This window comes from Brachybacterium saurashtrense, assembly GCF_003355475.1.
GTDB classification, from domain to species: domain Bacteria; phylum Actinomycetota; class Actinomycetes; order Actinomycetales; family Dermabacteraceae; genus Brachybacterium; species Brachybacterium saurashtrense.
Map to the genome: position 1 here is coordinate 1,153,455 of NZ_CP031356.1, position 21,708 is coordinate 1,175,162.

22 protein-coding genes and 1 tRNA gene are annotated in these 21,708 nt (G+C 73.0%); 15 read left to right on the plus strand and 8 right to left on the minus strand.

What is annotated here, in order from left to right:
• On the plus strand, positions 1-1,377 hold the full coding sequence (locus DWV08_RS05225) for an NAD-dependent succinate-semialdehyde dehydrogenase (protein WP_115412828.1): 1,377 nt from the start codon (positions 1-3) through the stop codon (positions 1,375-1,377).
• A gap of 71 nt (positions 1,378-1,448) precedes the next feature.
• On the opposite strand, the gene DWV08_RS05230 is transcribed toward DWV08_RS05225, so the two are convergent.
• Positions 1,449-1,522, minus strand: a tRNA-Pro gene (locus tag DWV08_RS05230).
• Between the two features lie 192 nt (positions 1,523-1,714).
• Between DWV08_RS05230 and DWV08_RS05235 the strand changes: the two genes are divergently transcribed.
• The 6 genes from DWV08_RS05235 (at position 1,715) to DWV08_RS05260 (ending at position 5,731) form a co-directional block, all read left to right on the plus strand.
• Positions 1,715-2,671 (plus strand): DUF881 domain-containing protein, encoded by a 957-nt coding sequence (locus tag DWV08_RS05235; RefSeq protein ID WP_115412829.1) that lies wholly within the window; start codon positions 1,715-1,717, stop codon positions 2,669-2,671.
• Positions 2,668-3,000: a small basic family protein gene (locus DWV08_RS05240; protein ID WP_115412830.1), complete on the plus strand. Its 333-nt coding sequence runs from the start codon at positions 2,668-2,670 to the stop codon at positions 2,998-3,000. The genes DWV08_RS05235 and DWV08_RS05240 overlap by 4 nt, the downstream gene beginning before the upstream one ends.
• Positions 2,997-3,749, plus strand: a complete 753-nt coding sequence (locus DWV08_RS05245; RefSeq protein ID WP_115412831.1) for a DUF881 domain-containing protein — start codon at positions 2,997-2,999, stop codon at positions 3,747-3,749. Before DWV08_RS05240 ends, DWV08_RS05245 begins: the two co-directional genes overlap by 4 nt.
• Positions 3,750-3,875: 126 nt before the next feature.
• Positions 3,876-4,319: an FHA domain-containing protein gene (locus DWV08_RS05250; protein WP_115412832.1), complete on the plus strand. Its 444-nt coding sequence runs from the start codon at positions 3,876-3,878 to the stop codon at positions 4,317-4,319.
• Positions 4,320-4,323: 4 nt separating this feature from the next.
• Positions 4,324-5,016, plus strand: coding sequence for a transcriptional regulator FtsR (ftsR, locus tag DWV08_RS05255; RefSeq protein ID WP_115412833.1), 693 nt, complete (start codon positions 4,324-4,326; stop codon positions 5,014-5,016).
• Between the two features lie 130 nt (positions 5,017-5,146).
• Positions 5,147-5,731 (plus strand): MerR family transcriptional regulator, encoded by a 585-nt coding sequence (locus DWV08_RS05260; RefSeq protein ID WP_115412834.1) that lies wholly within the window; start codon positions 5,147-5,149, stop codon positions 5,729-5,731.
• A gap of 79 nt (positions 5,732-5,810) precedes the next feature.
• Here DWV08_RS05260 and DWV08_RS05265 read toward each other — a convergent pair whose 3' ends face one another.
• The gene (locus DWV08_RS05265; protein ID WP_115412835.1) at positions 5,811-6,602 is read right to left on the minus strand and encodes a ParA family protein; all 792 of its coding nucleotides are present in this window, start codon (positions 6,600-6,602) and stop codon (positions 5,811-5,813) included.
• A gap of 96 nt (positions 6,603-6,698) precedes the next feature.
• Between DWV08_RS05265 and DWV08_RS05270 the strand changes: the two genes are divergently transcribed.
• Positions 6,699-7,718 (plus strand): methyltransferase, encoded by a 1,020-nt coding sequence (locus DWV08_RS05270; protein ID WP_115412836.1) that lies wholly within the window; start codon positions 6,699-6,701, stop codon positions 7,716-7,718.
• 13 nt (positions 7,719-7,731) lie between these two features.
• Here DWV08_RS05270 and DWV08_RS05275 read toward each other — a convergent pair whose 3' ends face one another.
• From DWV08_RS05275 to DWV08_RS05285, 3 genes are read right to left on the minus strand one after another with little or no spacing between them, the layout of a single operon-like run.
• Positions 7,732-8,349: a TIGR03085 family metal-binding protein gene (locus tag DWV08_RS05275; RefSeq protein WP_115412837.1), complete on the minus strand. Its 618-nt coding sequence runs from the start codon at positions 8,347-8,349 to the stop codon at positions 7,732-7,734.
• Between the two features lie 13 nt (positions 8,350-8,362).
• Positions 8,363-9,364, minus strand: a complete 1,002-nt coding sequence (locus DWV08_RS05280) for a sugar phosphate isomerase/epimerase family protein (RefSeq protein WP_115412838.1) — start codon at positions 9,362-9,364, stop codon at positions 8,363-8,365.
• 45 nt (positions 9,365-9,409) lie between these two features.
• Positions 9,410-10,549 (minus strand): Gfo/Idh/MocA family protein, encoded by a 1,140-nt coding sequence (locus tag DWV08_RS05285; protein ID WP_115412839.1) that lies wholly within the window; start codon positions 10,547-10,549, stop codon positions 9,410-9,412.
• A gap of 120 nt (positions 10,550-10,669) precedes the next feature.
• On the opposite strand from DWV08_RS05285, the gene DWV08_RS05290 reads away from it, so the two are divergent.
• Positions 10,670-11,467, plus strand: a complete 798-nt coding sequence (locus tag DWV08_RS05290) for a transglutaminase-like domain-containing protein (RefSeq protein WP_241237407.1) — start codon at positions 10,670-10,672, stop codon at positions 11,465-11,467.
• 7 nt (positions 11,468-11,474) lie between these two features.
• Here the strand turns inward: DWV08_RS05290 and DWV08_RS05295 are convergent, their stop codons facing one another.
• Positions 11,475-12,410, minus strand: coding sequence for a PAC2 family protein (locus tag DWV08_RS05295; RefSeq protein WP_115412841.1), 936 nt, complete (start codon positions 12,408-12,410; stop codon positions 11,475-11,477).
• Positions 12,411-12,507: 97 nt separating this feature from the next.
• Positions 12,508-13,311 (minus strand): sulfite exporter TauE/SafE family protein, encoded by an 804-nt coding sequence (locus DWV08_RS05300; RefSeq protein WP_115412842.1) that lies wholly within the window; start codon positions 13,309-13,311, stop codon positions 12,508-12,510.
• Positions 13,312-13,376: 65 nt separating this feature from the next.
• Here DWV08_RS05300 and DWV08_RS05305 point away from each other — a divergent pair, with 65 nt between their 5' ends.
• Both DWV08_RS05305 and DWV08_RS05310 read left to right on the plus strand, forming a co-directional pair.
• Positions 13,377-14,024, plus strand: a complete 648-nt coding sequence (locus DWV08_RS05305; RefSeq protein WP_115412843.1) for an HAD family hydrolase — start codon at positions 13,377-13,379, stop codon at positions 14,022-14,024.
• 9 nt (positions 14,025-14,033) lie between these two features.
• A complete protein-coding gene (locus DWV08_RS05310) occupies positions 14,034-14,597 on the plus strand; it encodes a maltokinase N-terminal cap-like domain-containing protein (protein ID WP_115412844.1) in 564 nt (187 codons plus the stop codon).
• 32 nt (positions 14,598-14,629) lie between these two features.
• On the opposite strand, the gene DWV08_RS05315 is transcribed toward DWV08_RS05310, so the two are convergent.
• Complete coding sequence (locus DWV08_RS05315) at positions 14,630-15,565, minus strand: LysR family transcriptional regulator (protein ID WP_115412845.1); 936 nt, start codon at positions 15,563-15,565, stop codon at positions 14,630-14,632.
• Positions 15,566-15,670: 105 nt separating this feature from the next.
• Here DWV08_RS05315 and DWV08_RS05320 point away from each other — a divergent pair, with 105 nt between their 5' ends.
• From DWV08_RS05320 to DWV08_RS05335, 4 genes are all read left to right on the plus strand, one after another.
• Positions 15,671-16,969 (plus strand): aromatic ring-hydroxylating oxygenase subunit alpha, encoded by a 1,299-nt coding sequence (locus DWV08_RS05320; RefSeq protein WP_115412846.1) that lies wholly within the window; start codon positions 15,671-15,673, stop codon positions 16,967-16,969.
• Complete coding sequence (locus tag DWV08_RS05325) at positions 16,966-18,342, plus strand: flavin reductase family protein (RefSeq protein ID WP_206516760.1); 1,377 nt, start codon at positions 16,966-16,968, stop codon at positions 18,340-18,342. Before DWV08_RS05320 ends, DWV08_RS05325 begins: the two co-directional genes overlap by 4 nt.
• A gap of 21 nt (positions 18,343-18,363) precedes the next feature.
• Positions 18,364-20,898, plus strand: a complete 2,535-nt coding sequence (locus DWV08_RS05330; protein WP_115412847.1) for a GcvT family protein — start codon at positions 18,364-18,366, stop codon at positions 20,896-20,898.
• A gap of 174 nt (positions 20,899-21,072) precedes the next feature.
• Positions 21,073-21,699 (plus strand): VOC family protein, encoded by a 627-nt coding sequence (locus DWV08_RS05335; RefSeq protein WP_115412848.1) that lies wholly within the window; start codon positions 21,073-21,075, stop codon positions 21,697-21,699.
• The last annotated feature ends 9 nt before the right edge of the window (positions 21,700-21,708 follow it).

Here is a 21,708-nt window from a genome sequence, read left to right on the forward strand (position 1 = left end):
ATGACCACTCTGACCGCTGTCGACCCCACCACCGGCACCGTCGTGCGGGAGGTGCCCGCCGCGACCCCCGTGCAGATCGAGGAGGTCCTCGAACGGGCCCGCACCGCGTATCTGGCCTGGAAGGAGACCTCCTTCGAGGAGCGTGCGGAGGTGCTGCGCGCCGTCGCCACGCACCTGCGCGAGAACGTGGAGGAGCTCGCGCCGGTGATGACCGAGGAGATGGGCAAGCCGATCACCGAGGCGCGCGGCGAGGTGCTCAAGGCGGCCTGGGCGGCCGAGCACTACGCCGACCATGCCGCGGAGTACCTCGCCGCACAGCACATCGCCTCCGATGCTTCCGCCTCCTACGTCCAGCACCTGCCGCTCGGCACAGTGCTGGGGATCCTGCCCTGGAACGCGCCGTTCTGGATCGCCTCGCGATTCTTCTCCCCGGCGCTGATGGCCGGGAACAGCTGCGTGATGAAGCACGATCCGCACGTGCCCGGCTGCGCGAGCGCGATCGAGGGCGCGTTCCGCGCCGCCGGTGCGCCCGACGGGCTGTTCCAGGCGCTGCACGCCGCCACCGAGGACGTCGAGACGGTGATCCGCGACCCGCGGATCCAGGCCGTCTCCTTCACCGGCTCGGACCGGGCCGGGGCGACGGTGGCCGCGATCGCGGCGAGCGAGATCAAGCCGGCCGTGCTCGAGCTCGGCGGCTCGGACCCGTGCCTGGTGCTGGCCGACGCCGATCTGGAGGAGGCGGCGCGGGTCACCGCCCTGTCGCGGATCATCAACGCGGGCCAGTCCTGCATCGCGGCGAAGCGCGTGATCGTGGAGCGCGCGGTGCACGACCGGTTCGTCGAGCTGCTCGCCGGGCACCTGCGGGCGCTCACCGTGGGCGATCCGCGCGAGGAGACCACCCAGGTGGGGCCGATCGCGCGGAAGGAGCTGCGCGAGAACCTCCACCGTCAGGTCACCGCCTCCGTGGAGGCGGGCGCCACCCTCGTGATGGGCGGCGAGATGCCGGAGGGGCCGGGCTGGTTCTACCCGGTCACCCTGCTCACGCAGGTGCGCGCGGGCATGAGCGCGTGCACGGAGGAGACCTTCGGCCCGGTGGCGGTGGTGATGGCGGCCGACGACGCCGAGCAGGCGATCGCGATCGCGAACGACACGCCGTACGGGCTGGGATCCAGCATCTGGACCACCGCCGAACGAGGCGAGCAGCTGGCCCGCCGGATCGAGGCCGGCCAGGTGTCGGTCAACGGCATCGTGAAGACGGATCCGCGCCTGCCCTCCGGCGGCATCAAGCGCTCCGGCTACGGGCGCGAGCTGGGCCCGCACGGCATCCGCGAGTTCGTCAACGCCCAGCAGGTGTGGGTGGGCCCGGCGCAGGGCTGACCCCCGATCCCGCCCGGCCCGGGAACGACGACGCCCCGGTGAGAGATGGTCTCTCACCGGGGCGTCCGCGGTCGGGCTGACAGGATTTGAACCTGCGACCCCCTGACCCCCAGTCAGGTGCGCTACCAAGCTGCGCCACAGCCCGCGATCTCGACCCTCCGTCGCCGGACGGCCGAGGAACACAGTACCCCGTCCACGCCCCGCAGGGCGAATCGGCGGGTGCGTGACCTGCGGCACCTCCGCGGCGACCGGCGTCGGCGCCGCCGACGCACGGGTGGAGGGCATCGGTCCCGCATGCCTGCCCGCCGTGCGCCGCCCACGCTCCTAGACTGCGGGCATGCGCGATGCCGAGCACGAGACCCCGCACGGCGAGACCCCGTACTCGCCCACCTCGCTGCTGCGCGCCCTCACCGCGAACCCCTACGGCGTCTCGACCCTGCGGCCGCAGGAGCATCCCGCCGCGGAGGCCGCCCCGCCGGACAACCGCTACACCCGGGTGCTCACCCTGGTGATCGCCCTGCTGCTCGGCTTCACCGTGGCGGTGTCGGTGCTCGACCTGCGGGCCGACGCCGCCTCCGAGGACGGCCCCCGCGCCGTGCTCGAGCAGGAGGTGCGCGACACCCGCGCCGAGGCGGAGGCCCTCGAGGGCCGACGCGCGGAGCTCGAGGGCGAGATCGCCGAGGCGCAGGGCTCCGTGCTCGAGCGCAGCGAGGCGGGCGCCGCCGACCGGCTCAGCGCCTACGAGAGCGCCGGCGGGTCCGTGGCGCTCTCCGGGCCGGGCACGGTGCTGGTGCTGGACGACTCCGCGCCGCTGCCGGCGAGCCCGGGCGTCGCCTCCGGCACCGTCAATCGCGTCACCGACGGGGACGTGCAGGTGGCCGTCAACGGGCTGTGGGCGGCGGGCGCGGAGGGGATCTCCGTCAACGGCCAGCGGGTGGTCTCGTCGACGGCGATCCGCACGGCGGGCTCCGCGGTGCTGGTGGACTTCCGCCCGCTCTCCCCGCCGTACCGGATCACGGCGCTCGGCGACCCCGAGCAGCTGCAGGACGCGGTGGAGGAGGGCGAGACCGGCGAGTACCTGGACGAGGTCTCGACCCGCTTCGGGATCCGGGTCTCCTGGGAGCCGGGGGAGGAGCTCACCGTGCCGGCACGCGCCGCCGGCACGCTGCGGGAGGCCACTGCGCTGGACGGCGGCTCCGGGACCCCGGCGCCGGAGACGATGCCCACGGGCGGTGCCGGGACCGCCCCCGACGAGGGCGCCGCCGCGAGCGGCGCCGAGGAGGACTCACCATGATCGCCATCATCGGCCTGGTGGCCGGGATCGTGCTGGGCGTGCTGGTGCAGCCCGACGTCCCGGTCGCCCTCCAGCCGTACCTGCCCATCGCGGTGGTCGCGGCGCTGGACACTCTCGCGGGCGGCCTGCGCGCGAGCCTGGACGGCGCCTTCGACGGGCACGTGTTCATCACCTCGTTCCTGTTCAACGTGCTGATCGCGGCGTTCCTGGTGTTCCTCGGGGACCAGCTCGGCGTGGGCTCGCAGCTCTCCACCGCGGTGATCGTGGTGCTGGGGATCCGGATCTTCTCCAACGCCGCCGCGATCCGGCGCCTGCTGTTCCGGTCATGAGCGACGGGACCCGCACCCCGGGCACGGTGGCGCAGCGCCGGCTGGTGTGGCGGCGGCTGGGGGATGCGCTGCGCCCCCAGGCCACCTTCGCGCAGCTGATCGTGGGCCTGCTGTGCCTGCTGCTGGGGCTGTCCATCGCCGCGCAGGTGCGCCAGGGCGACGACTCCCTGGAGGGCTCCAGCCAGCAGGAGCTGGTGCGCCTGCTGGACGAGTCCGCCCGGCACTCCTCGGATCTGGAGCTCGAGAACGCGGAGCTCGAGCGCACGCTGGAGACGCTCCGCTCCGGCGAGGAGGACGACGTCGCCGCCCGCAACGCCGCCGAGGAGCGGCTGGAGGACCTGGAGATCATCGCCGGCACCGTCCCGGCCCAGGGGCGCGGCGTGGTCGTCTCGATCGCGGACCCGGACGGCGCGGTGCGCGCCTCCACGTTGCTGGGCGTGGTGCAGGAGCTGCGCAACGCCGGCGCCGAGGTGATCCAGATCGGGGAGGTGCGGGTGGTGGCCTCCACTGCGATCACCACCACGCCGGACGGCCGCCTCGAGGTGGACGGGACGGTGCTGGAGGCGCCGTACGTGCTGCGCGCGATCGGCGACCCGTCCGTGATGGAGCCCGCGCTGCGGATCCCCGGCGGCGCGGCGGACTCCGTGGCCGGCGACGGCGGCACCCTCGTCGCGAACGCCGACGACGACATCCGCATCGAGGCCACCGTGTCGCTGAGCACGCCCGAGCACTCGCAGGTGGTCAAGTGAAGGTCAATTCTTGGACGGACCCGGCGCAGATGTGCCCGGGACCGGGCGGGGGCGTGCAAAGATGGTGAGGCTGTATCCTCTGCCCGCATCGCAGGGGGTCCGCCGCTGGCCAGGAAGGGGTGCGAGGTGTCAGGGAACACCGAGTGGAACGACGAGAATCTCGACCACACGTCGAAGCTGAGCGCGATCTCGCCCAGCGACCCCGTGGAGGACGGCGATCCGGGGCTCTCCGCCCAGGATCGTCGGGCGATCGAGAACCTGCCGCCGCGCAGCGCTCTGCTGATCGTGCGCAAGGGGCCGAACATGGGAGCCCGCTTCCTGCTGGACTCCGAGACCACGGTGGCGGGCAGGCACCCCCACAGCGAGATCTTCCTCGACGACGTGACGGTCTCCCGCAAGCACGCCGCGTTCGTGCGCGACGGCGACGGCTTCCTGGTGCGGGACCTGGGCTCGCTCAACGGCACCTACGTGGGCAAGGACCGGGTGGACGAGGTCCGGCTCCACGCCGGGCAGGACGTGCAGATCGGCAAGTACCGGCTCACCTATCACCCGTTCACCGGGACGGCCTGACCCGATGCCGGCCTCCGCCTCGCGCAGGCCGAGCCCGTCCGCTGCCGCACGCCTCAGCATCGGACAGGTGCTCGAGATCCTGCGCGACGAGTTCCCCGAGCTCGCGCACTCGAAGCTGCACTATCTGGAGTCCGAGGGGCTGATCGCGCCGGAGCGCACCCCGGCCGGGTACCGCAAGTACAGCCGGGAGGACGTGGACCGGCTGCGTTTCGTGCTGCGCGCCCAGCGGGACAGGTTCTGGCCGCTGAAGGTGATCAAGGAGCACCTGCTCGAGCACGGCATCGACTCCGAGGTCACCTCGATCGCCTCCCGTCCCGGCCCCACCTCCGCGCTCCAGGCGGTGCGGCTGGACCGGCGCGGGCTGCTGCGCGAGGCCGCGGTGGAGGAGGACTTCCTCGCCGAGCTCGAGCAGTTCGGGATGCTGGCCGAGGGGGTGCTGTTCTACGGCGCCGCCGAGCTCGAGATCGTCACCGCCGCCCGCGACCTCGCGGAGGAGGGCCTGCACCCTCGCCATCTGGTGATGCTCCGCACCGCGGCCGAGCGGCAGGCGCACATGATCCGCTCCGTGGCCCGGCCGCGCTCGCGCACCGGGGATGCGGCCGCGCGCGGCGAGGCGGAGAACTTCGCCCGTGACCTGGGGGAGTCCATGATCACGCTGCACAGCGCGATGCTCCGCACCAACCTCCGCGACGGCTGAGACGCCGCGGTCCGTCACCTGTCCGTGACCTTCGGGCGGCGCGTTGCTGTCGGTCGGGGGTGGTGTCGCGCTACCCTGGGCGGAGTGCTCTCACCCTTCCCCCTCGGAGAGCCGGAACCCGGAGGTAGCCGTGAACGCCACTCGAGGCGATGATCGCACTGAGCAGTCGACCGTCCCCGCCGAGCCCGCCCAGGGCGTGCTCTTCGACGACCTGGTGGACACGCCGGGCGAGCTCGGGTACCGCGGCCCGGCCGCCTGCAAGGCCGCCGGCATCACCTACCGCCAGCTCGACTACTGGGCCCGCACGGGCCTCGTCGAGCCCGGTGTGCGCGCCGCCCACGGCTCCGGCAGCCAGCGCCTCTACGGCTTCCGCGACATCCTGGTGCTGAAGGTCGTCAAGCGCCTCCTCGACACCGGTGTCTCCCTGCAGCAGATCCGCGTCGCCGTGGGCGCGCTGCGCGAGCGCGGCATCGACGACCTCGCCGGCATCACCCTCATGAGCGACGGCGCGTCCGTCTACGAGTGCACCTCGGCGGAGGACGTCTTCGACCTGGTCCAGGGCGGCCAGGGCGTGTTCGGCATCGCCGTGGGCCGGGTGTGGCGCGAGGTCGAGAACGACCTCGCGGTGCTGCCCGGTGTGAATCCGGCCGACGACGCCGCCCTCGCCCTCCAGGACGAGCTCGCCGCCCGGCGCCGCTCCCGCCAGGCCGGCTGAGAGCGCACCGCCTGCGACCACGAGAACGCGGCCGGCCCCGGGGAGGGGGCCGGCCGCGTTCTCGTGTGCGGCGCGACGGTCAGGAGTGCTGGCGGGAGTCCATCACCGTGCCGAGCAGGGCGTCGAAGTCCTCGGTGAGACGCTTGCCGGAGGCGCCCTCGTAGGTGTGCAGCGGCACCGCGCCGCCCTGCGCCTGCTGCAGCCCCACCCGCTCCTCGATCACCGGCTCGAGGACGGCGTCGCCGAACAGCTCGCGCAGCTCGGCCAGGCGGTACTGGTGCTCGACGGAGCGCGGCCGGTAGCGGTTCACCACCAGGCCCAGGGGCTGGAGGCGCGGGGCCACGCCTCCCTCGTGCATCTCGGTGGCGAGCTTCAGCGCCCGATCGGCCGCGGTGACCGCGAAGAACCCGGGCTCGGCCACGACCAGCGAGCGGTCCGAGGCGGACAGCGCCATCTGGGTGAGCCCGTTGAGGGAGGGCGGGCAGTCGATGAGGACCAGGTCGTACTGGTGGGTGCGCTTGTCCAGGGCGTGATGGAGACGGCGCACCTCCTTGGGCCCGGGGGCGGGGGAGTCCATCACCGCGGACCGGCTCGAGCCGGGGATGATGTCCAGGTGCGAGGCGGCACCGGCGGACCACGGCGTCTCGATGATCGCGCGGTCGATGGTCTCGGTGCGCGGCGAGGTGAGCACCTCGGCGATGTCGAGCGAGCTGGCGGGCTCGCCCAGCAGGCCCAGGGTGGAGTCACCCTGCGGGTCCAGATCGATCACCAGTGCGTTCACCCCCTGGTGGAGGGCCGCCGAGGCCAGCCCGAGGGTCACGGACGTCTTGCCGACGCCGCCCTTCAGAGAACACACACTCACGATGAACACGCTCGTCAGTGTACCGACCCACCGCGGTGCGGCAGTGGTGCGACGGGCAGGTACCCTGCGGGAATCGTCCAGGAGCGGACGGGAGCGGGGGAGCAGATGACAGGGATCACGCACGAACTGGTGCTCGAGGTGCTCGAGGGGTGCGCGGAGCACGCCCTCGCGGAGGCGAAGGAGCTCGGGCCCGCCCGCCCGGTCACCCCCACCGAGATCTCCCTGCACACCGAGGATCTCGACGCCGTGCGGTCGCTGCGCCGCGCGGTGGCCGCGTCGACCGCGCTCACCGTGCCCGCGCGGCGCCCGCGGGAGCTGCTCGAGACCTCGGTGCAGCAGCGGCTCGGCACGCTGCTGGAGGAGATCCGGCGCCAGCGGCCCCGTCAGCGGTTCCACGGGCTGCGGCTCGAGGCCGCGGGCGCGCACACGCCGGAGATGCGCCGGCTCGCCGAGGCGCTCGGCGCTCTCTCCGGGCTCCCGGTGGACGAGGACGGCGACCTGGTGGTGCGCGTGCGCCGAGGACGCACCCCCGAGACCTGGCAGGTGCTGCTGCGCACCACGCCGCGCCCCCTCGCGACCCGGGCCTGGCGCACCGTCAACTACCCCGGTGCCGTCAACGCCACCATCGCCGCCTCGGTGCTGGATCGCCTGCAGGTCGGTGCCGAGGACTCGATGCTGGACATGACCTGCGGGTCGGGCACCTTCCTCGTCGAGCAGCTCCATGTGGTCGCGCCGCGGCGCGCGGTGGGCGTGGATCGCGATCCGGCCGCGATCGACGCCGCCCGCGCGCACCAGCGCGGCGCCCGGCGTCGCGGCCGCATCGAGTGGCTCACCGGGGATGTGCTCACCGTGCCGCTCGAGGGCGGATTCACCCGGCTGGTCACGAATCCGCCCTGGGGCACCCTCCATGGCGACCACGAGAGCAACGAGGAGCTGCTCGCCCTCCTGCTGCGCCGCGCCGCGGAGCTCGCCGCGCCCGGGGCCCGGCTCGGCGTGCTCACCCACGAGATCACCCGGATGCACCGGGTGCTGGACTCCTCGCCGGCGGGATGGCGCACCCTTGACGAGCACCGCTTCTTCCAGAAGGGGCACCACCCGCGGCTGTTCCTGCTCGCACGGGACTGAGGAGGCCGCCGCGTCACATGCCGCGTCGGCCCTCCGCCACCGCGCGCAGCGCGGCGTCGTCCCCGTGCACCCGCACGCGCGCCACCCGCTCCCGCCCGCTCACCCACAGCAGCAGCTCCATCACCTCGCCGTGCACGCGCACGGATCCGTGCGCCCCGCGCGAGCGCACCCGGTGGCCGCCGAGCGGGGAGACCAGCAGCACGTCGGCCCGCACCCTCATCACCAGCGGCGCCAGCAGGCCCACCGCCCGCCAGGCGTCCGCGGCGACGTCCGGGGAGAGGCGACGGGGCTCCCAGCCGGGCTGGGCGCGGCGCAGGTCCTCGTGGTGGATCAGCATCTCGCCCTGGCCGCTGAGCGCATCGAGCCGGCCGACGGGGGAGAGCGCGCCCGGACCCTGCCGGAAGCGCGCCACCCGGTCCGGCCAGGACAGCGCCCGCAGGCGGTCCAGTGAGCGCTCCGCGCGGCGGCCCACCGGGCCGGGCAGCCGTGGCGCGAGGCGCAGATGCGGTGCGCCCTCGCGCACCAGCAGGTGTTCGAGCAGCGCGGCGGCGTTCCATCCCGGCAGGATCGTGGGCGCCTCCTCGCCGAGCGCAAGCAGGGTGTCCGCGAAGTCCTCCCGTTCCGGGTGCATGCGCCTGCTCCTCTCAGCCCTGGCTGCTGAACGCGGCGTCGAAGGACACCTCGGAGACGGGGTAGTCCAGGCTGCGCAGCAACTCGAGGGCCTCCTTCGCCCCGTGGAGCCGGTCCATGCCGGCATCCTCCCACTCGATGGAGAGCGGCCCCTCGTAGCCGACGGAGCGCAGCGCCCGGAACGCGGCGTCCCACGGCACGTCCCCGCGGCCGAAGGAGACGAAGTCCCAGCCGCGCCGCGGATCCCCCCAGGGCAGGTGGGAGCCGAGGCGGGTGTTGCGCCCGGTGGTGCGCACGCGGATGTCCTTGCAGTCCACGTGGTAGATGCGGTCGGCGAAGTCGGTGATGAAGGAGACCGGGTCGATCTCCTGCCACATGAAGTGGGAGGGGTCCCAGTTCAGGCCGAACGCCTCCCGGTGGCCGATCGCCTCGAGGGTGCGCTGCGTGGTCCAGTAGTCGTAGGCGATCTCCGAGGGGTGGACCTCGTGGGCGAAGCGCACCCCGCACTCGTCGAACACGTCGAGGATCGGGTGCCAGCGATCGGCGAAGTCCCGGTAGCCGGCGTCGATCACGTCTTGGCCGACGGGCGGGAACATCGCCACGTACTTCCAGATCTGCGAGCCGGTGAAGCCGATGACGGTCCTCACGCCCAGCTTCTGCGCGAGGCGGGCGGTGTTCTTCATGTCCTCGGCGGCGCGACGGCGCACCCCCTCCGGGTCCCCGTCGCCCCAGACCTCGGTGCCGACGATCGCCTGGTGGCGGAAGTCGATCGGGTCGTCGCAGACGGCCTGGCCCGTGAGGTGGTTGGAGATCGCCCAGCAGCCCAGGCCGTGCTTCTCGAGGACGCCCAGGCGCTCGGCGACGTAGTCGGCGTCGTCCCAGCGGCTCGCGTCCAGGTGCTCGCCGGAGACGGCGATCTCGAGGCCGTCGTACCCCCAGCCGGCCGCGAGCTCCGCGACCTCGTCGAGGGTGAGATCGGCCCACTGGCCGGTGAACAGGGTGTGCGGATGGGACATGCGGCGGTGCTCCTTCGCGGCGTCGGGAGGGGTCGTGGCAGGGGGTCAGAGGGCGATGGTCGCGCCGTCGGCGGCGTCGGAGGCGATGACCGCCTCGAGCACCCGCTGCAGGGCGAGACCGTCGGCGAAGTCGGGGGAGAAGGGCTCGCCGCCGGTGATCGCGCGCAGCAGGTCGCGGGCCTGATGGGTGAAGGAGTGCTCCCAGCCCAGCACATGCCCCTGCGGCCACCAGGCGCCGCCGTAGGGGTGCTCCGGCTCGGTGACCAGCACTCGCGTGAAGCCCTGCTCCTCGGCAGGTGCCGTGGCGTCCAGGAACCACAGCTCGTTGAGGTTCTCGAGGTCGAAGCGGAGCGCGCCGCGGGTGCCGTACACCTCCAGGCTCATCCGGTTCTTCGCCCCAGTGGCCATGCGGCTCGCCTCGATCGAGGCGATCGTGCCGTCCTCGAGCTCGAGGGTCGCCCAGGCGGCGTCGTCGACGGTCACCGGTTCGGGGCCGTCGGGGCCGGGACGCTCGGGGACCATGGTCGCCAGCCGGCCCCGCACGGAGGCGACCCGAGCCCCGGTGAGGAAGCACACCTGGTCGATGGCGTGGGAGCCGATGTCGCCGAGGGCGCCGGAGCCCGCGGTCTCCTTCCGCAGCCGCCAGCTCATCGGGGCCTCGGGGTCCACCAGCCAGTCCTGCAGATACGCCGCGCGGATCTGGCGCAGGCGCCCCAGGCGGCCCTCGGCGATGAACCGGCGGGCCAGGCGTAGCGCGGCGACCCGACGGTAGGTGTGGCCGAGCGCGGCGACCTGCCCGCGCCGGGCGGCCGCCTGGGCGGCGGCGACCATGCGCTCCGCCTCCTCGCTGCTGTTGGCCAGCGGCTTCTCGCACAGCACGTGCTTGCCGGCCTCGAGGGCGGCGATCGCGATCTCGGCGTGGAGCGCGCCGGGGGTGCAGATGTCCACGATGTCCACGTCCTCGCGAGCGATCGCGGCCCGCCAGTCGGTGGTGTGCTCCTCCCAGTCCAGCCGCCGCGCCGCCTCGGCGAGCGCGTGCTCGTCCCGGCCCACGATGACGCGACGGGCGATCTCGGGGACGTCGAAGGCGGCGCCCACGGTGCGCCAGGCCTGCGAGTGGGCGCGGCCCATGAAGGCGTAGCCGATCAGGGCCACGCCGAGCGGACGGTGGGACGGGTGGGGCACGGGACGCTCCTGGGGGCTGATCGGGGGCTGCTCTCGGCCCACCACCCTATGTCGCGCGTCACAGCGCGTCCACGTGGTGCGGCGTTCGCGCGGCGAGGGCCGATGCGGGAGACTGACGCCGTGGAACGACACGTGCACGCATGGATCCGCGCGGAGGTCGCCGAGGGCACCGACGTCGCGCTGCTGATCGCCGCCTCCGACGCCCCGCTGGGCGAGGAGACGCTCTCGGTGCGGGCCGGGGGCGCGGAGCACCCGGTCACCGAGACCCGGGACCGCTTCGGCAGTCGCATGCACCTCGTGCAGGGCCTGCCGCTGGGCACGGTGGAGATCGTGTACGAGGCGCGGGGCGCGGGCCGGGCGCCCGTGCCGACTCTCCGCGAGGCGGACGCGGCGCTGCACCTGCACCCCTCCCGCTACTGCGAGGTGGACGAGTTCGAGGCCATCGCCGCGGAGGTGCTCGACGGTCGCGAGGGCCTCGAGGCGCTGGACGCGGTGGTCCGGTGGGTGCACGAGCACCTCGAGTACGTGCCCGGCTCGAGCACGGTCACGGACTCCGCCCGTTCCACCCACCTGTCTCGGCAGGGCGTGTGCCGCGACTACGCCCACCTCACCGCGACCCTGCTGCGCGCCGGCGGGATCCCCGCGCGGTGCGCGTCGGCGTATGCGCCGGGGCTCAGCCCGATGGACTTCCACCTGGTGGTGGAGGCACTGGTCGCGGGGGAGTGGCAGGTGGTGGATGCGACGCATCTGGCGCCGCGGGCGTCGATGATGCGGATCGCGACCGGTCAGGACGCGGCGGACACCGCCTTCATGACCACCCTGGCCGGGGACGTGACCCTCACCGGCATCCAGATCACGGCCGTGGTCGATCCCGCGCTGCCGCGCGAGGATCCGCGCGAGCGCCTCGCGCTGCGCTGAACGGGTCTCAGCCGGCCGACGGGGCGGGGTCGTCCCCGTCCTCGCCCGGCTCCTGGGGCGTGCCGTCGGCGCCGAACCCGGCGAGGTACTCCTCGACCTCGGCGGCGATCGCGTCCGCCGTGGGCACCTCGGCGCCGGCGCCGGAGGTGATCATCCGGTCGAACCGCTGCTCGAGCCCGGCCACCATCTCCTGCAGCTGCGGCTGCGCCTCGAGCTGGGCGGCGATCGCCTCCCGCACCGGCTCCGCCTGCGCCTCCAGGGAGTCCACCGGCACCTCGGGGCCGTGCTCCTCGGTGATCGCGCCCAGCAGCGCGATCGCGGCGTCCGGGTAGGACATCTCGTGCAGGTACTGCGGCACGTGGACCGTGAGCCCGACGACGTCGTGGCCGCCGTCCGCCAGGCGCATGGTGAGCAGGGCCGTGAACGGGGCGCGGAGGCGGAACGTGCCGGGCATCGTGCGGCGCACGCTGATGGAGTCCGGATCGCCCGCGAAGCGGGTCACCGGCAGCTCCCGGGTGTGGGGGACCGGGGCGGGGAAGCCCTGCAGCAGCAGGGTGCGCTCGATCCCCAGCTGCTCCACCACGATCCGCAGCGCGCTGGCCACCCGCTCCCACTGGAAGGAGGGCTCGGGGCCGGTGAGCAGGAAGAAGGTCTCCCCGTCCAGGGCGGTGACCTCGTGCAGCAGGATCTCCGGCTTCTCGTAGTCCGTGAAGTGGTCCAGCTGCAGGGAGACCTCGGGGCGGCGGCCCGCGTAGTCGTAGACCTGGTCCATGTCCAGCCGGCCCACCACGCGGCTGGAGAGGGTGTTGAGCAGGTGGTCGTCGATCAGCTGCTGGGCGTCGCCCGCATCGCTGAACGCCCCCAGGGTGACGAGCAGGGTCCGGCCGCGCAGGGCGCGCGAGTCGACGTGCCGTTCGTAGCTGAACAGTGTCGTCGGATCCATCATGACCTCCTGGGCGACGGGCCGCCGCGCGGGCGGCAGGGGTGACGACGGGTCCAACGAGTCCGCGCGCGGGCGTATTCCCCGGCGCCGGGGGCCGCTATGTGAACAGCGCCACCGTGTCGACGGCGAGGCGCAGCGCCAGCGCCCCGGTGACCACCAGGAACACGGTGCGCACGAAGCGGGAGCCCAGGCGCAGCGCCAGCCGCGCGCCCAGGAAGCCGCCGCTGAGGTTCGCCAGCGCCAGCACGGCGCCCAGCAGCCACCACACCTCGCCCTGCAGCCCGAACACGGCCAGCGCGCTGATGTTCGTGGTGAGGTTGGCGAGCTTCGCGTGCACGCTCGCCTCGAGGAAGCCGTAGCCGAGCACGGCGACCATCAGGATGATGAAGAAGCTGCCGGTGCCGGGGCCCAGGATGCCGTCGTACACCCCCACCCCTGCGCCGATGCCGCCCGCGCGCAGCACGTGGGCGCGGCCGCTGTGCCGCGGCGCGTGCTCGAGCCCCATCGCGGGCCGCAGCAGCGTGTACCCGCCCACGGCCAGCAGGGCCACCAGCACGATCGGGGTGAGCCACGGCTTCGGGATCGCGCTGGCCATCGCCGCCCCGGCCGCACTGCCCGCCAGGGCGCACACCACCAGCGGCACCGCGGTGGCCGTCACGGGCAGGATGCGCCGCACGTAGGTCCACGAGGACACCGCGGTCCCGGCCGCGGAGGCGAGCTTGTTGGTGCCCAGCACCGCCCCGCTGGAGGAGTCCGGCGGCATCGCGGTGAGCAGCGCCGGCAGCTGGATCAGCCCGCCGCCGCCCACCACCGCGTCCACCCAGCCGGCGAGGAACGCGGCGCCCACCAGGAGCACCAGGGTGAGGGCGGAGAGCTGCAGCAGCTGGTCGAGCAGGGGCACCGCCCCAGTGAACACCGCCGGCGGCGCGGGTGACGATTCCCCGTGCCCGCTGGCACACTGGCCCGATGCGCGCAGTCATCTGGGATCTCGGCGGCACCCTGGTGGACACCTACCCGGACGTGGACCGGGCGCTGGCCGGAGCGCTGAGCCCGGCACCGGGGGAGGAGCTCCTGCACGAGGTGGCCCTGCTCACCCGTCGCTCCAGCGGGGAGGCGATCCGCACCCTCGCCGCACGCCACCACGTGAGCGAGGAGCTCCTGCAGGATGCGTACGAGCGCACCAAGGAGGTCTGGGAGGAGCATCCGCCACCGGTCATGGACGGGGCGCGCGAGCTGCTCGAGGCCGTGCGCGAGGCGGGCGGACTGAACCTGGTGGCCACTCATCGCCACCGCGAGAGCGCGAGCGCCCTGCTGGAACGACTGGCCCTGGAGGTGGACGACCTGGTGTGCGCCCCCGACGGCTTCGCCCGCAAACCCTCGCCCCAGATGCTGCGCACCCTGCTGGCGCGGCACGACCTCGCGCCCCGCGACTGCCTCGCCGTGGGCGACAGGACGGCCGACGTGGAGGCCGCCGCGGCCGCCGGGGTGCCGGCGCAGCTGCTGGAGACCCCGGGCGTTCCGCTCGATGCCGCGGGCGCGGACCGGCTGCGCAGCCTGCGTGCACTGATCGCCCTGTTCCCGGCCCCTGGAGCACAGGGCGGGGCCGGGCACTAGATTGGAGGCATGGCGATCATCCACCAGGCCAAGCTCACGCCCAGCAAGCCCGAGGTGCTCCGGCAGCTCCTCGCCTCCCGCCCCTGGGGCGAGGAGGGGGAGCTCGCGGTGCTCGGCGCCTACCGCTTCGACGACCCGGCTGGCGAGGTGGGGGTCGAGTGCCACCTGGTGCGCGTGGGGGAGCAGGTCTACCACCTGCCGCTGACCTATCGCGACGCACCGCTCGAGGGGGCCGCGCCGATCACGACCATGGACCATTCGGTGCTCGGCCCCCGGTACGTCCACGACGGGCTGGAGGACGAGGTGGCGCTGGCGTGCTTCGCCCGCGCCCTCGCGGGCGAGCAAGAGCAGGCCGTGCTCGAGGTCCACGACGCCGACGGCACCGTGACGACCAGGCCGCAGACGGTCGCGCTGCGTCGGGAGACGGATGCGGGAGAGGAGCTGCCGAGCCTGGACTCCCTGTGGGACGGCGAGCGGACGTTCACCATCGCGCGCACCGTGGACGGCCTCGATGACGCGGTCCGGCTCGTCGCCGTCTGGGACGGCGGCGAGGGCGTGGTCGCCGCCTGCTGAGAGCGCCGGGCCGCCCGGATGCCCAGGCCGCGTCAGTCGTCCTCCCCGGCGAGGTGGGTGTCGAGGACGTCCTGGGCGATCTCGCGCAGGATCCGGATCGAGTCACGGGGGAGCTGGGCCTCGGTGCTGCCGGTGCGCAGCGCCGCGATGATGCGCCGGCTCGGACGCCCCGGGCCCGTCAGGCGCACCCGACGGACCCCGGGGGTGTCCGCGAGGCTCACGAGGCGGGGGAGCAGTCCGACTCCCGCCCCCGCCCCGACGATGGCGATGGCCGTCCCCCACTCCGTGGCCTCGTGGGCGATGCGCGGCGTGAGGCCTGCCGCCGTGAACGCCGCCGTGAACAGCGCGCGGTAGGCGGAGCCCGGCCGGTCGGTCACCCACGGTTCCGCGACGAGCTCGTCCAGCGACACCCGCTCCCGTGCGGCGAGGCGGTGGTCCGCCGGCACCATGACGTCCAGCGGATCGTCGAGCAGGGTGATCTTCTCGAACCGGGGATCGGCCTCGAGGAGCACCTCGCCCTGCATCGAGACGACCACGGCCACATCGATGCGCTCGGCCACCAGCAGGTCGAAGCAGCGCGCCGGACTCGCCTCCATCACCTGGACCTCGACCGAGGGGTGGAGGTCGCGCAGGCGGGGCAGGAGAGGGGCGATCAGGTGCGAGGCCGCGGTCGAGAAGCCGCCGATGCCGAACTGGCCCGGGACCTGGCCGCCGGCGTTCGCGCTCGCGGCCCGGATCTGCTCCCATTGCGCGAACAGGGCGTCGCAGCGGCGCACCAGCTCCTTCCCCGTGGCGGTGAGGCGCAGCCCTCGGCCGTCACGCGCCAGCAGCGTCAGGCCCAGCGCCTGCTGCAGCTCTCTCAGCTGTGCCGACACCGTCGAGGGGGAGTAGCCCATGAGCTCCGCGGTGGCCGCGACGGTCCCGCACCGGGCGAAGGTGCGCAGGGTGGTGAGGCGAGGATCGATCATGCGGAGATTCTGCACTCCACCCGCCGATAATTCACGCTTATCGTGCATGGTCCGCGGCGCTAGCATTCTGCCAACCCACCGTCATCCCCACCGATGAGGGAGAGCATGGCAGCGATCGACGCGATCTTCGCAGCACCCGTCACCACCCCCGACATCGCGCCCGAGAAGCTCGCCGAGCTTCAGGCGCTCGTCGAGTCCCGTCGGCCGGGCTTCTCGCTGAGGGCCCCGTTCTACACCGACAGGCAGCTGTTCGACCTGGACATGCGCGCCATCTTCGGGCAGCACTGGCTGTTCGCGGGGAGCATCGCCGAGCTGCCCGAGCCCGGCGACTACATCACCGTCGACTTCGGCCCCTACGCGCTCATCCTGCTGCACCACGACGACGGCTCCGTCAGGGCGCTGCACAACGTGTGCCGTCACCGCGGAGCCCGGATCCTCACGGAGGATTCCGGCACGACGGGGAACCTCGTGTGCGGGTACCACTCGTGGACGTACGCCCCGAGCGGAGAGCTGATCCACGCCTCGGCGCCCGGCGAGATCGACTTCGACGCCGGCTGCTTCGCGCTCAAGCGCGCGCACTGCCGGGTGGTGGGCGGCCTGATCTTCGTGTGCATCGCGGCGCAGCCGCCGGAGGACTTCGACCAGGTCGCCGAGATCTTCCGCCCCTACGTCGAGCCGCACGAGCTCGGCGCCACGAAGGTCGCGTACCAGCAGGACATCGTGGAGCAGGGCAACTGGAAGCTCGTGATGGAGAACAACCGCGAGTGCTACCACTGCGACGGTCACCCCGAGCTGGCGTGCTCGCTGTTCCCCACCTGGGGCCTGACCGACGAGACGGTGCCGCACCACCTCACCGACGTCTGGACCCGCAACCTCTCGGCGAGCGCCGCCCTCGAGCAGCGGTGCCGCCGATACGGCCTGTCGTTCGAGGTGGTCGAGGAGCTCGACACCCGCGTGGTCGGCATCCGCATCTCGCGCGAGCCGCTCGACGGCGAGGGGGAGTCGTTCTCGCCCGACGGTCGGCGGCTGTCGAAGAAGCTGCTGGGCGATCTGCCCGACTTCCGTCTGGGCCGCTGCTCCATGCACCTGCAGCCCAACAGCTGGTTCCACCTCCTGGGCGATCACGTGATCACCTTCGCGGCGTTCCCGATCGACGAGGGACGCACGCTGGTGCGCACCACCTGGCTGGTCGCCGACGACGCCGTCGAGGGCGTCGACTACGACCTCGAGGCCTTGACGCACACCTGGAAGCAGACCAACCTGCAGGACAAGGCGTTCGTGGAGCTGTGCCAGCGGGGTGCCGCCAGCCCTGCCTACGAGCCCGGGCCGTACATGAAGAGCGAGTACCAGGTCGAAGCCTTCGTGAACTGGTACATCACCCGCCTGCGCGAGAGGCTGCAGTGAGCTTCGAGGTCGACGTGGACAGGGGAACGGTGCCGCGCGCCCTGCGCACGCGAGGCCTCGAGATGCCGTGGAACCGCGTCCTGGCGGCGGTGACGGGGCCCGCGCACGCTGCGACGGCGCTCGGCCCCTGGTACCCGCAGGAGTTCCAGGCCGAGTGCGTCGAGACCATCCCCGAGTGCCAGGACAGCACGACCTTCGTGTTCCGTCGGACGGACGGCGCGCCCCTCGCCTTCCGCGCGGGCCAGTACCTCAACATCGACGTCCCCGTGCACGGGGAGGACGCCGAGCCGGTCAGCCGCAGCTACTCGCTCTCCAGCGCGCCGACCTCGCCGTGGACCTTCGCCGTGACGGTGCGGCGCGACGGGGCCGGGCTGGTGTCGTCGTGGGCGCACGCGAACATCCGCCCGGGCATGGTCCTGGACATGCTGGGCCCGGTGGGCGCCTTCCACCTGCCCGACTACGACCGCCGGGCGCGCTACCTGTTCCTCGCCGCCGGATCGGGCATCACCCCGATCATGTCGATGATCCGCACGATCCACTCCCTGCCGGGACAGGCGGACGTCTGCCTGCTCTATCACGGCGCGTCCCCGGACCGGTTCGCCTTCGTCGACGAGCTCGACTTCCTCGAGAAGGCCGACTTCCGGGTGCGCGTGGTGTACTCGCTCGGCGACAGGGAGCGGCCCTCGGGGTGGGGCGGCCGGGTGGGGCGCATCTCGGCCGAGATGATCGACGCCGTCGCGCCCGACGCCAACGGGCGCCAGGTGTACGCCTGCGGCCCGCAGGGCTACCTCGAGCGCGTGCTCGACTGCCTTCCGGCGGTGGGCGTGGACGACACCTCGGTGTTCGTCGAGAACTTCACCGGCGACACCGCCACGCGGCGCGAGTACGCCGCCGAGCTCGCGGCCGCCACGGAGTTCGCCGAGGATCTGCAGGACGCGGTCGAGGAGAGCACGGATCTCCAGGTCCCGGCCCTGGACGTCTACGAGCTCGCGGCGGAGGACCCGGCGCTGGCGCACGTGGAGCCCACCGTGGCGGTCGACGCCGAGGCGAGGGCGCCCGTTCCCCGCACCCCGGACGCACCGGAGGGGGAGCGCCGGGTGGTCGGCGCCGGCGCGCTCACCCTGTCCTTCCTCCGCAGCGGGCTCGATGTGCGCATCGACCCGGAGCAGAACATCCTCCAGGCGGCGCGCGCCTCCGGCGTGCGCATCGGCGCCAACTGCCAGGAGGGCATGTGCGGCTCGTGCAAGGTCGTGAAGCTCGAGGGCGACGTCGACATGCACCACCAGGGCGGCATCCGCGCACGCGAGATCGCCGCCGGGAAGTTCCTGCCCTGCTGCTCCACCGCCGTGACCGATCTCGTCATCGACGCCTGACCCCTCGAGAGAGAGCCCACCATGAGCACCGCACCCCGCATCGTCATCATCGGCGCCGGCATCGTCGGCGCGAACCTCGCTGACGAGCTCGCCCAGCGCGGGTTCACGAACACGCTCGTGCTCGAGCAGGGCCCGCTGGAGACGCCGGGCGGGTCCACCTCGCACGCTCCCGGCCTCGTCTTCTCGTCGAACGCCTCGAAGTCGATGGCCACCTTCGCGCAGCAGACCATCGAGAAGTACACGCACCTGACCGGACCGGACGGCACGGGATCGTATCTGGCCGTCGGCGGGCTCGAGCTCGCGACCACCCCCGAGCGGCTGCAGGATCTGCATCGTCGTGCGGGCTGGAACCGCTCCTGGGGGGTCGAGGCGCACGTGGTCGACACCGACGAGTGCCGCCGGCTGTTCCCGATGGTCGATCCCGAGCCCGTGCTCGGCGGCCTCTGGACCCCCGGGGACGGCCTCGCACTCGCGCTGAAGGGAACGCGCCTCGTCATCGACCGCGCGCGGAGGGCCGGGGTCGAGTTCCGCGACCGGACCGCGGTGACGGGCATCGACACCTCCGGCGGTCGCGTGCGCGCCGTGCTCGTGGGGGAGGAGCGCATCCCGGCCGACATCGTCGTCTCCTGCGCCGGGTTCTGGGGGCCGCGGATCGGCGAGATGGCAGGGGTCGAGGTCCCGCTGCTGCCGCTGGGCCATCAGTTCGCGATCACCACGCCCGTGCCGAGCCTGCGGGGGAAGAACGAGCTGCCGAAGGGGGCGTCCGCCCCGATCCTGCGCCACCAGGATCGCGACCTCTACTACCGCGAGTGGGGGGACCGGATCGGGATCGGCTCGTACGCGCACCGTCCCATGCCCATCGCCCTCGACGACCTGCCCGGGTACCGCGCCGAGGAGATCACCCACGAGGCGATGCCGTCGAGCCTGCCCTTCACGCCGGAGGACTTCGCGACCGAGTGGGAGGAGTCGCAGCAGCTGCTGCCCGAGCTGCGGCAGACCTCGGTCGACCGTGCCTTCAACGGCGTGTTCTCCTTCACGCCCGACGGCGGCTCGCTGGTGGGGGAGTCCGCCGGGGTGGACGGGTTCTTCGTGGCCGAGGCGGTCTGGGTGACGCACTCGGTGGGTGTCTCGCGCGCCCTCGCCGAGGTGATCACGACGGGCTCCTCGCAGACCGACCTCTCGGGCCTCGACCTCAACCGCTTCGAGAGGATCCAGACCACCCGCGCCTACGTGGACGAGACGAGCCAGCAGAACTTCGTCGAGATCTACGACGTCCTGCATCCCCGCCAGCCGCGGGTCTCACCGCGCGACCTGCGGCTCAGCCCGTTCCACCGGCGCCAGGTGGAGCTGGGCGCCTTCTTCCTGGAAGCGCACGCGTGGGAGCGGCCGCACTGGTACGAGGCCAACGCCCATCTGCTCGAGGAGCTGCCCGCCGAGTGGGCGGCCCCGCCGCGCGACGACTGGTCGGCGCAGTTCCACTCGCCCCTCGCGGCGTGCGAGGCATGGAAGACGCGCACCGCCGTCGCGATGTACGACATGACGGCGCTCTCGCGCTTCTCGGTGACCGGCCCCGGGGCCGCCGACCTGCTCGACCGCCTGACGACCTCGTCGATGCGGCGCCGGCCCGGTGCCGTCAGCTACACGCTGCTGCTGGATCGGGCAGGCGGCATCACCAGCGACATCACCGTCGCGATCCTCGGCGAGAACGACTACCGGGTCGGCGCCAACGGCGGCATCGACCTCGCGTACCTCACCCGCGAGGCCAGGCACCAGTCCCAGGCGGACCCCGCGAGGTGGGTCGAGGTGCGCGACATCACGCCCGGGACCTGCTGCATCGGGCTGTGGGGCCCGCTCGCGGGGGAGGTGGTGGCGCGCCTGACGGTCGAGGACCTCGGCGCCGAGGCGCTCGGGTACTTCCGCACCAGGAGCGTCACGCTCGCGGGGATCCCGGTGACGGCCATGCGGCTGTCGTACGTCGGCGAGTTCGGCTGGGAGCTGTACGCCTCGGCGGACCTGGGGGAGCGGCTGTGGGACGCGCTCTTCGCGGCGGGGCAGGAGTCGGGCATCGTCGCGGCCGGTCGCGAGGCGTTCGAGTCCCTGCGCCTGGAGAAGGGGTTCCGCTCCTTCGGCACGGACATGACCAGCGAGCACGAGCCCGTGCAGGCGGGCATCGGCTTCGCGGTGAAGGCCTCGAAGACGGCGGATTTCGTGGGCAAGGACGCGCTGGCCGCGCGGGGGGCCACCACGACGACGCGGCTGACGTGCCTCACCTTCGACGAGCCGACGTCGATCGCGCTCGGCCACGAGCCGGTGTTCCTGCCCGGCTCCGAGACCGCCGCCGGCTACGTCACCAGCGCCGCGTACGGCTACACGCTCGGCCGCGGGATCGCGTACGCCTGGCTGCCCGACCACCTGGAGGTCGGCGACGGCGTCGAGGTCGAGTACCTCGGCACGCGCCTCGCGGCGAGCGTGGCCCAGGAGCCGCTCTACGATCCCGCGATGGACAGGCTCCGTCCCGAGAAGGCGGTGCAGGCGCCCGCGGGCCCGTCGGCGTGAGTGCACCGGAGGAGCGATGAGCGGGGAGGCGTCGGACGGCGCGGAACGTCGGCGCCTCCCGCTCGACTTTACATAACGTACATTATCGGCGGTGCCCGAGAGGGGTGCCCAGAGCACTGCCGATCCGCTGCACACCCTGTCCGTCCGTCGTCGCGCGGCGTAGCCTGCGGTGGCATGGACATCCTCAGGGGCGACGAGATCGCCGCGGCTCATCTCAGCGACTGGCGCAAGCTCGCCCAGGGACTGCACGCGCGCTTCCTGCTCGACGACTTCGCCGCCGGCGCCCAGTTCCTCGCGGCCGTCGCCGACGCCGGCGCGTCCCTGGCGCATCATCCACGGGTCTCGCTCGTCGCCGATGCCGTGGACCTGACGCTGATCTCCCAGGACGCGGTGTACCGCGAGGCCGACGGCACGGAGCACGTCGTCGCCTGGGTGACGCAGATCGAGCTCGGCCTGGACGCGGCGGACTCCGCCAGGATCGCGCCCGTGTGGGCGCAGCTGCTCACCGGCAGCGCCGAGGCGCAGGGTCACGGCTCGCCGAGCGACGAGATCCGCGACGTGCGCGGACGGGTGCCGAATCTCTGGTTCGGCGACCGTGCGGAGGGCGACGCACCGGGGACGCGCCTCCACCTGGAGATCTACCTCGCCCCGGAGGTGGTGCGCGCGAGGATCGACGCCGCGGTCGCCGCGGGCGCCGAGATCGTGGACGACTCCGACTCCCCCGGCCTCACCGTGCTCGCCGATCAGGAGGGAAATCGCGCCGTGATCTGCGCGGACGTCTCCGCCGCGACGGGGCTCTGAGGCGCTCGG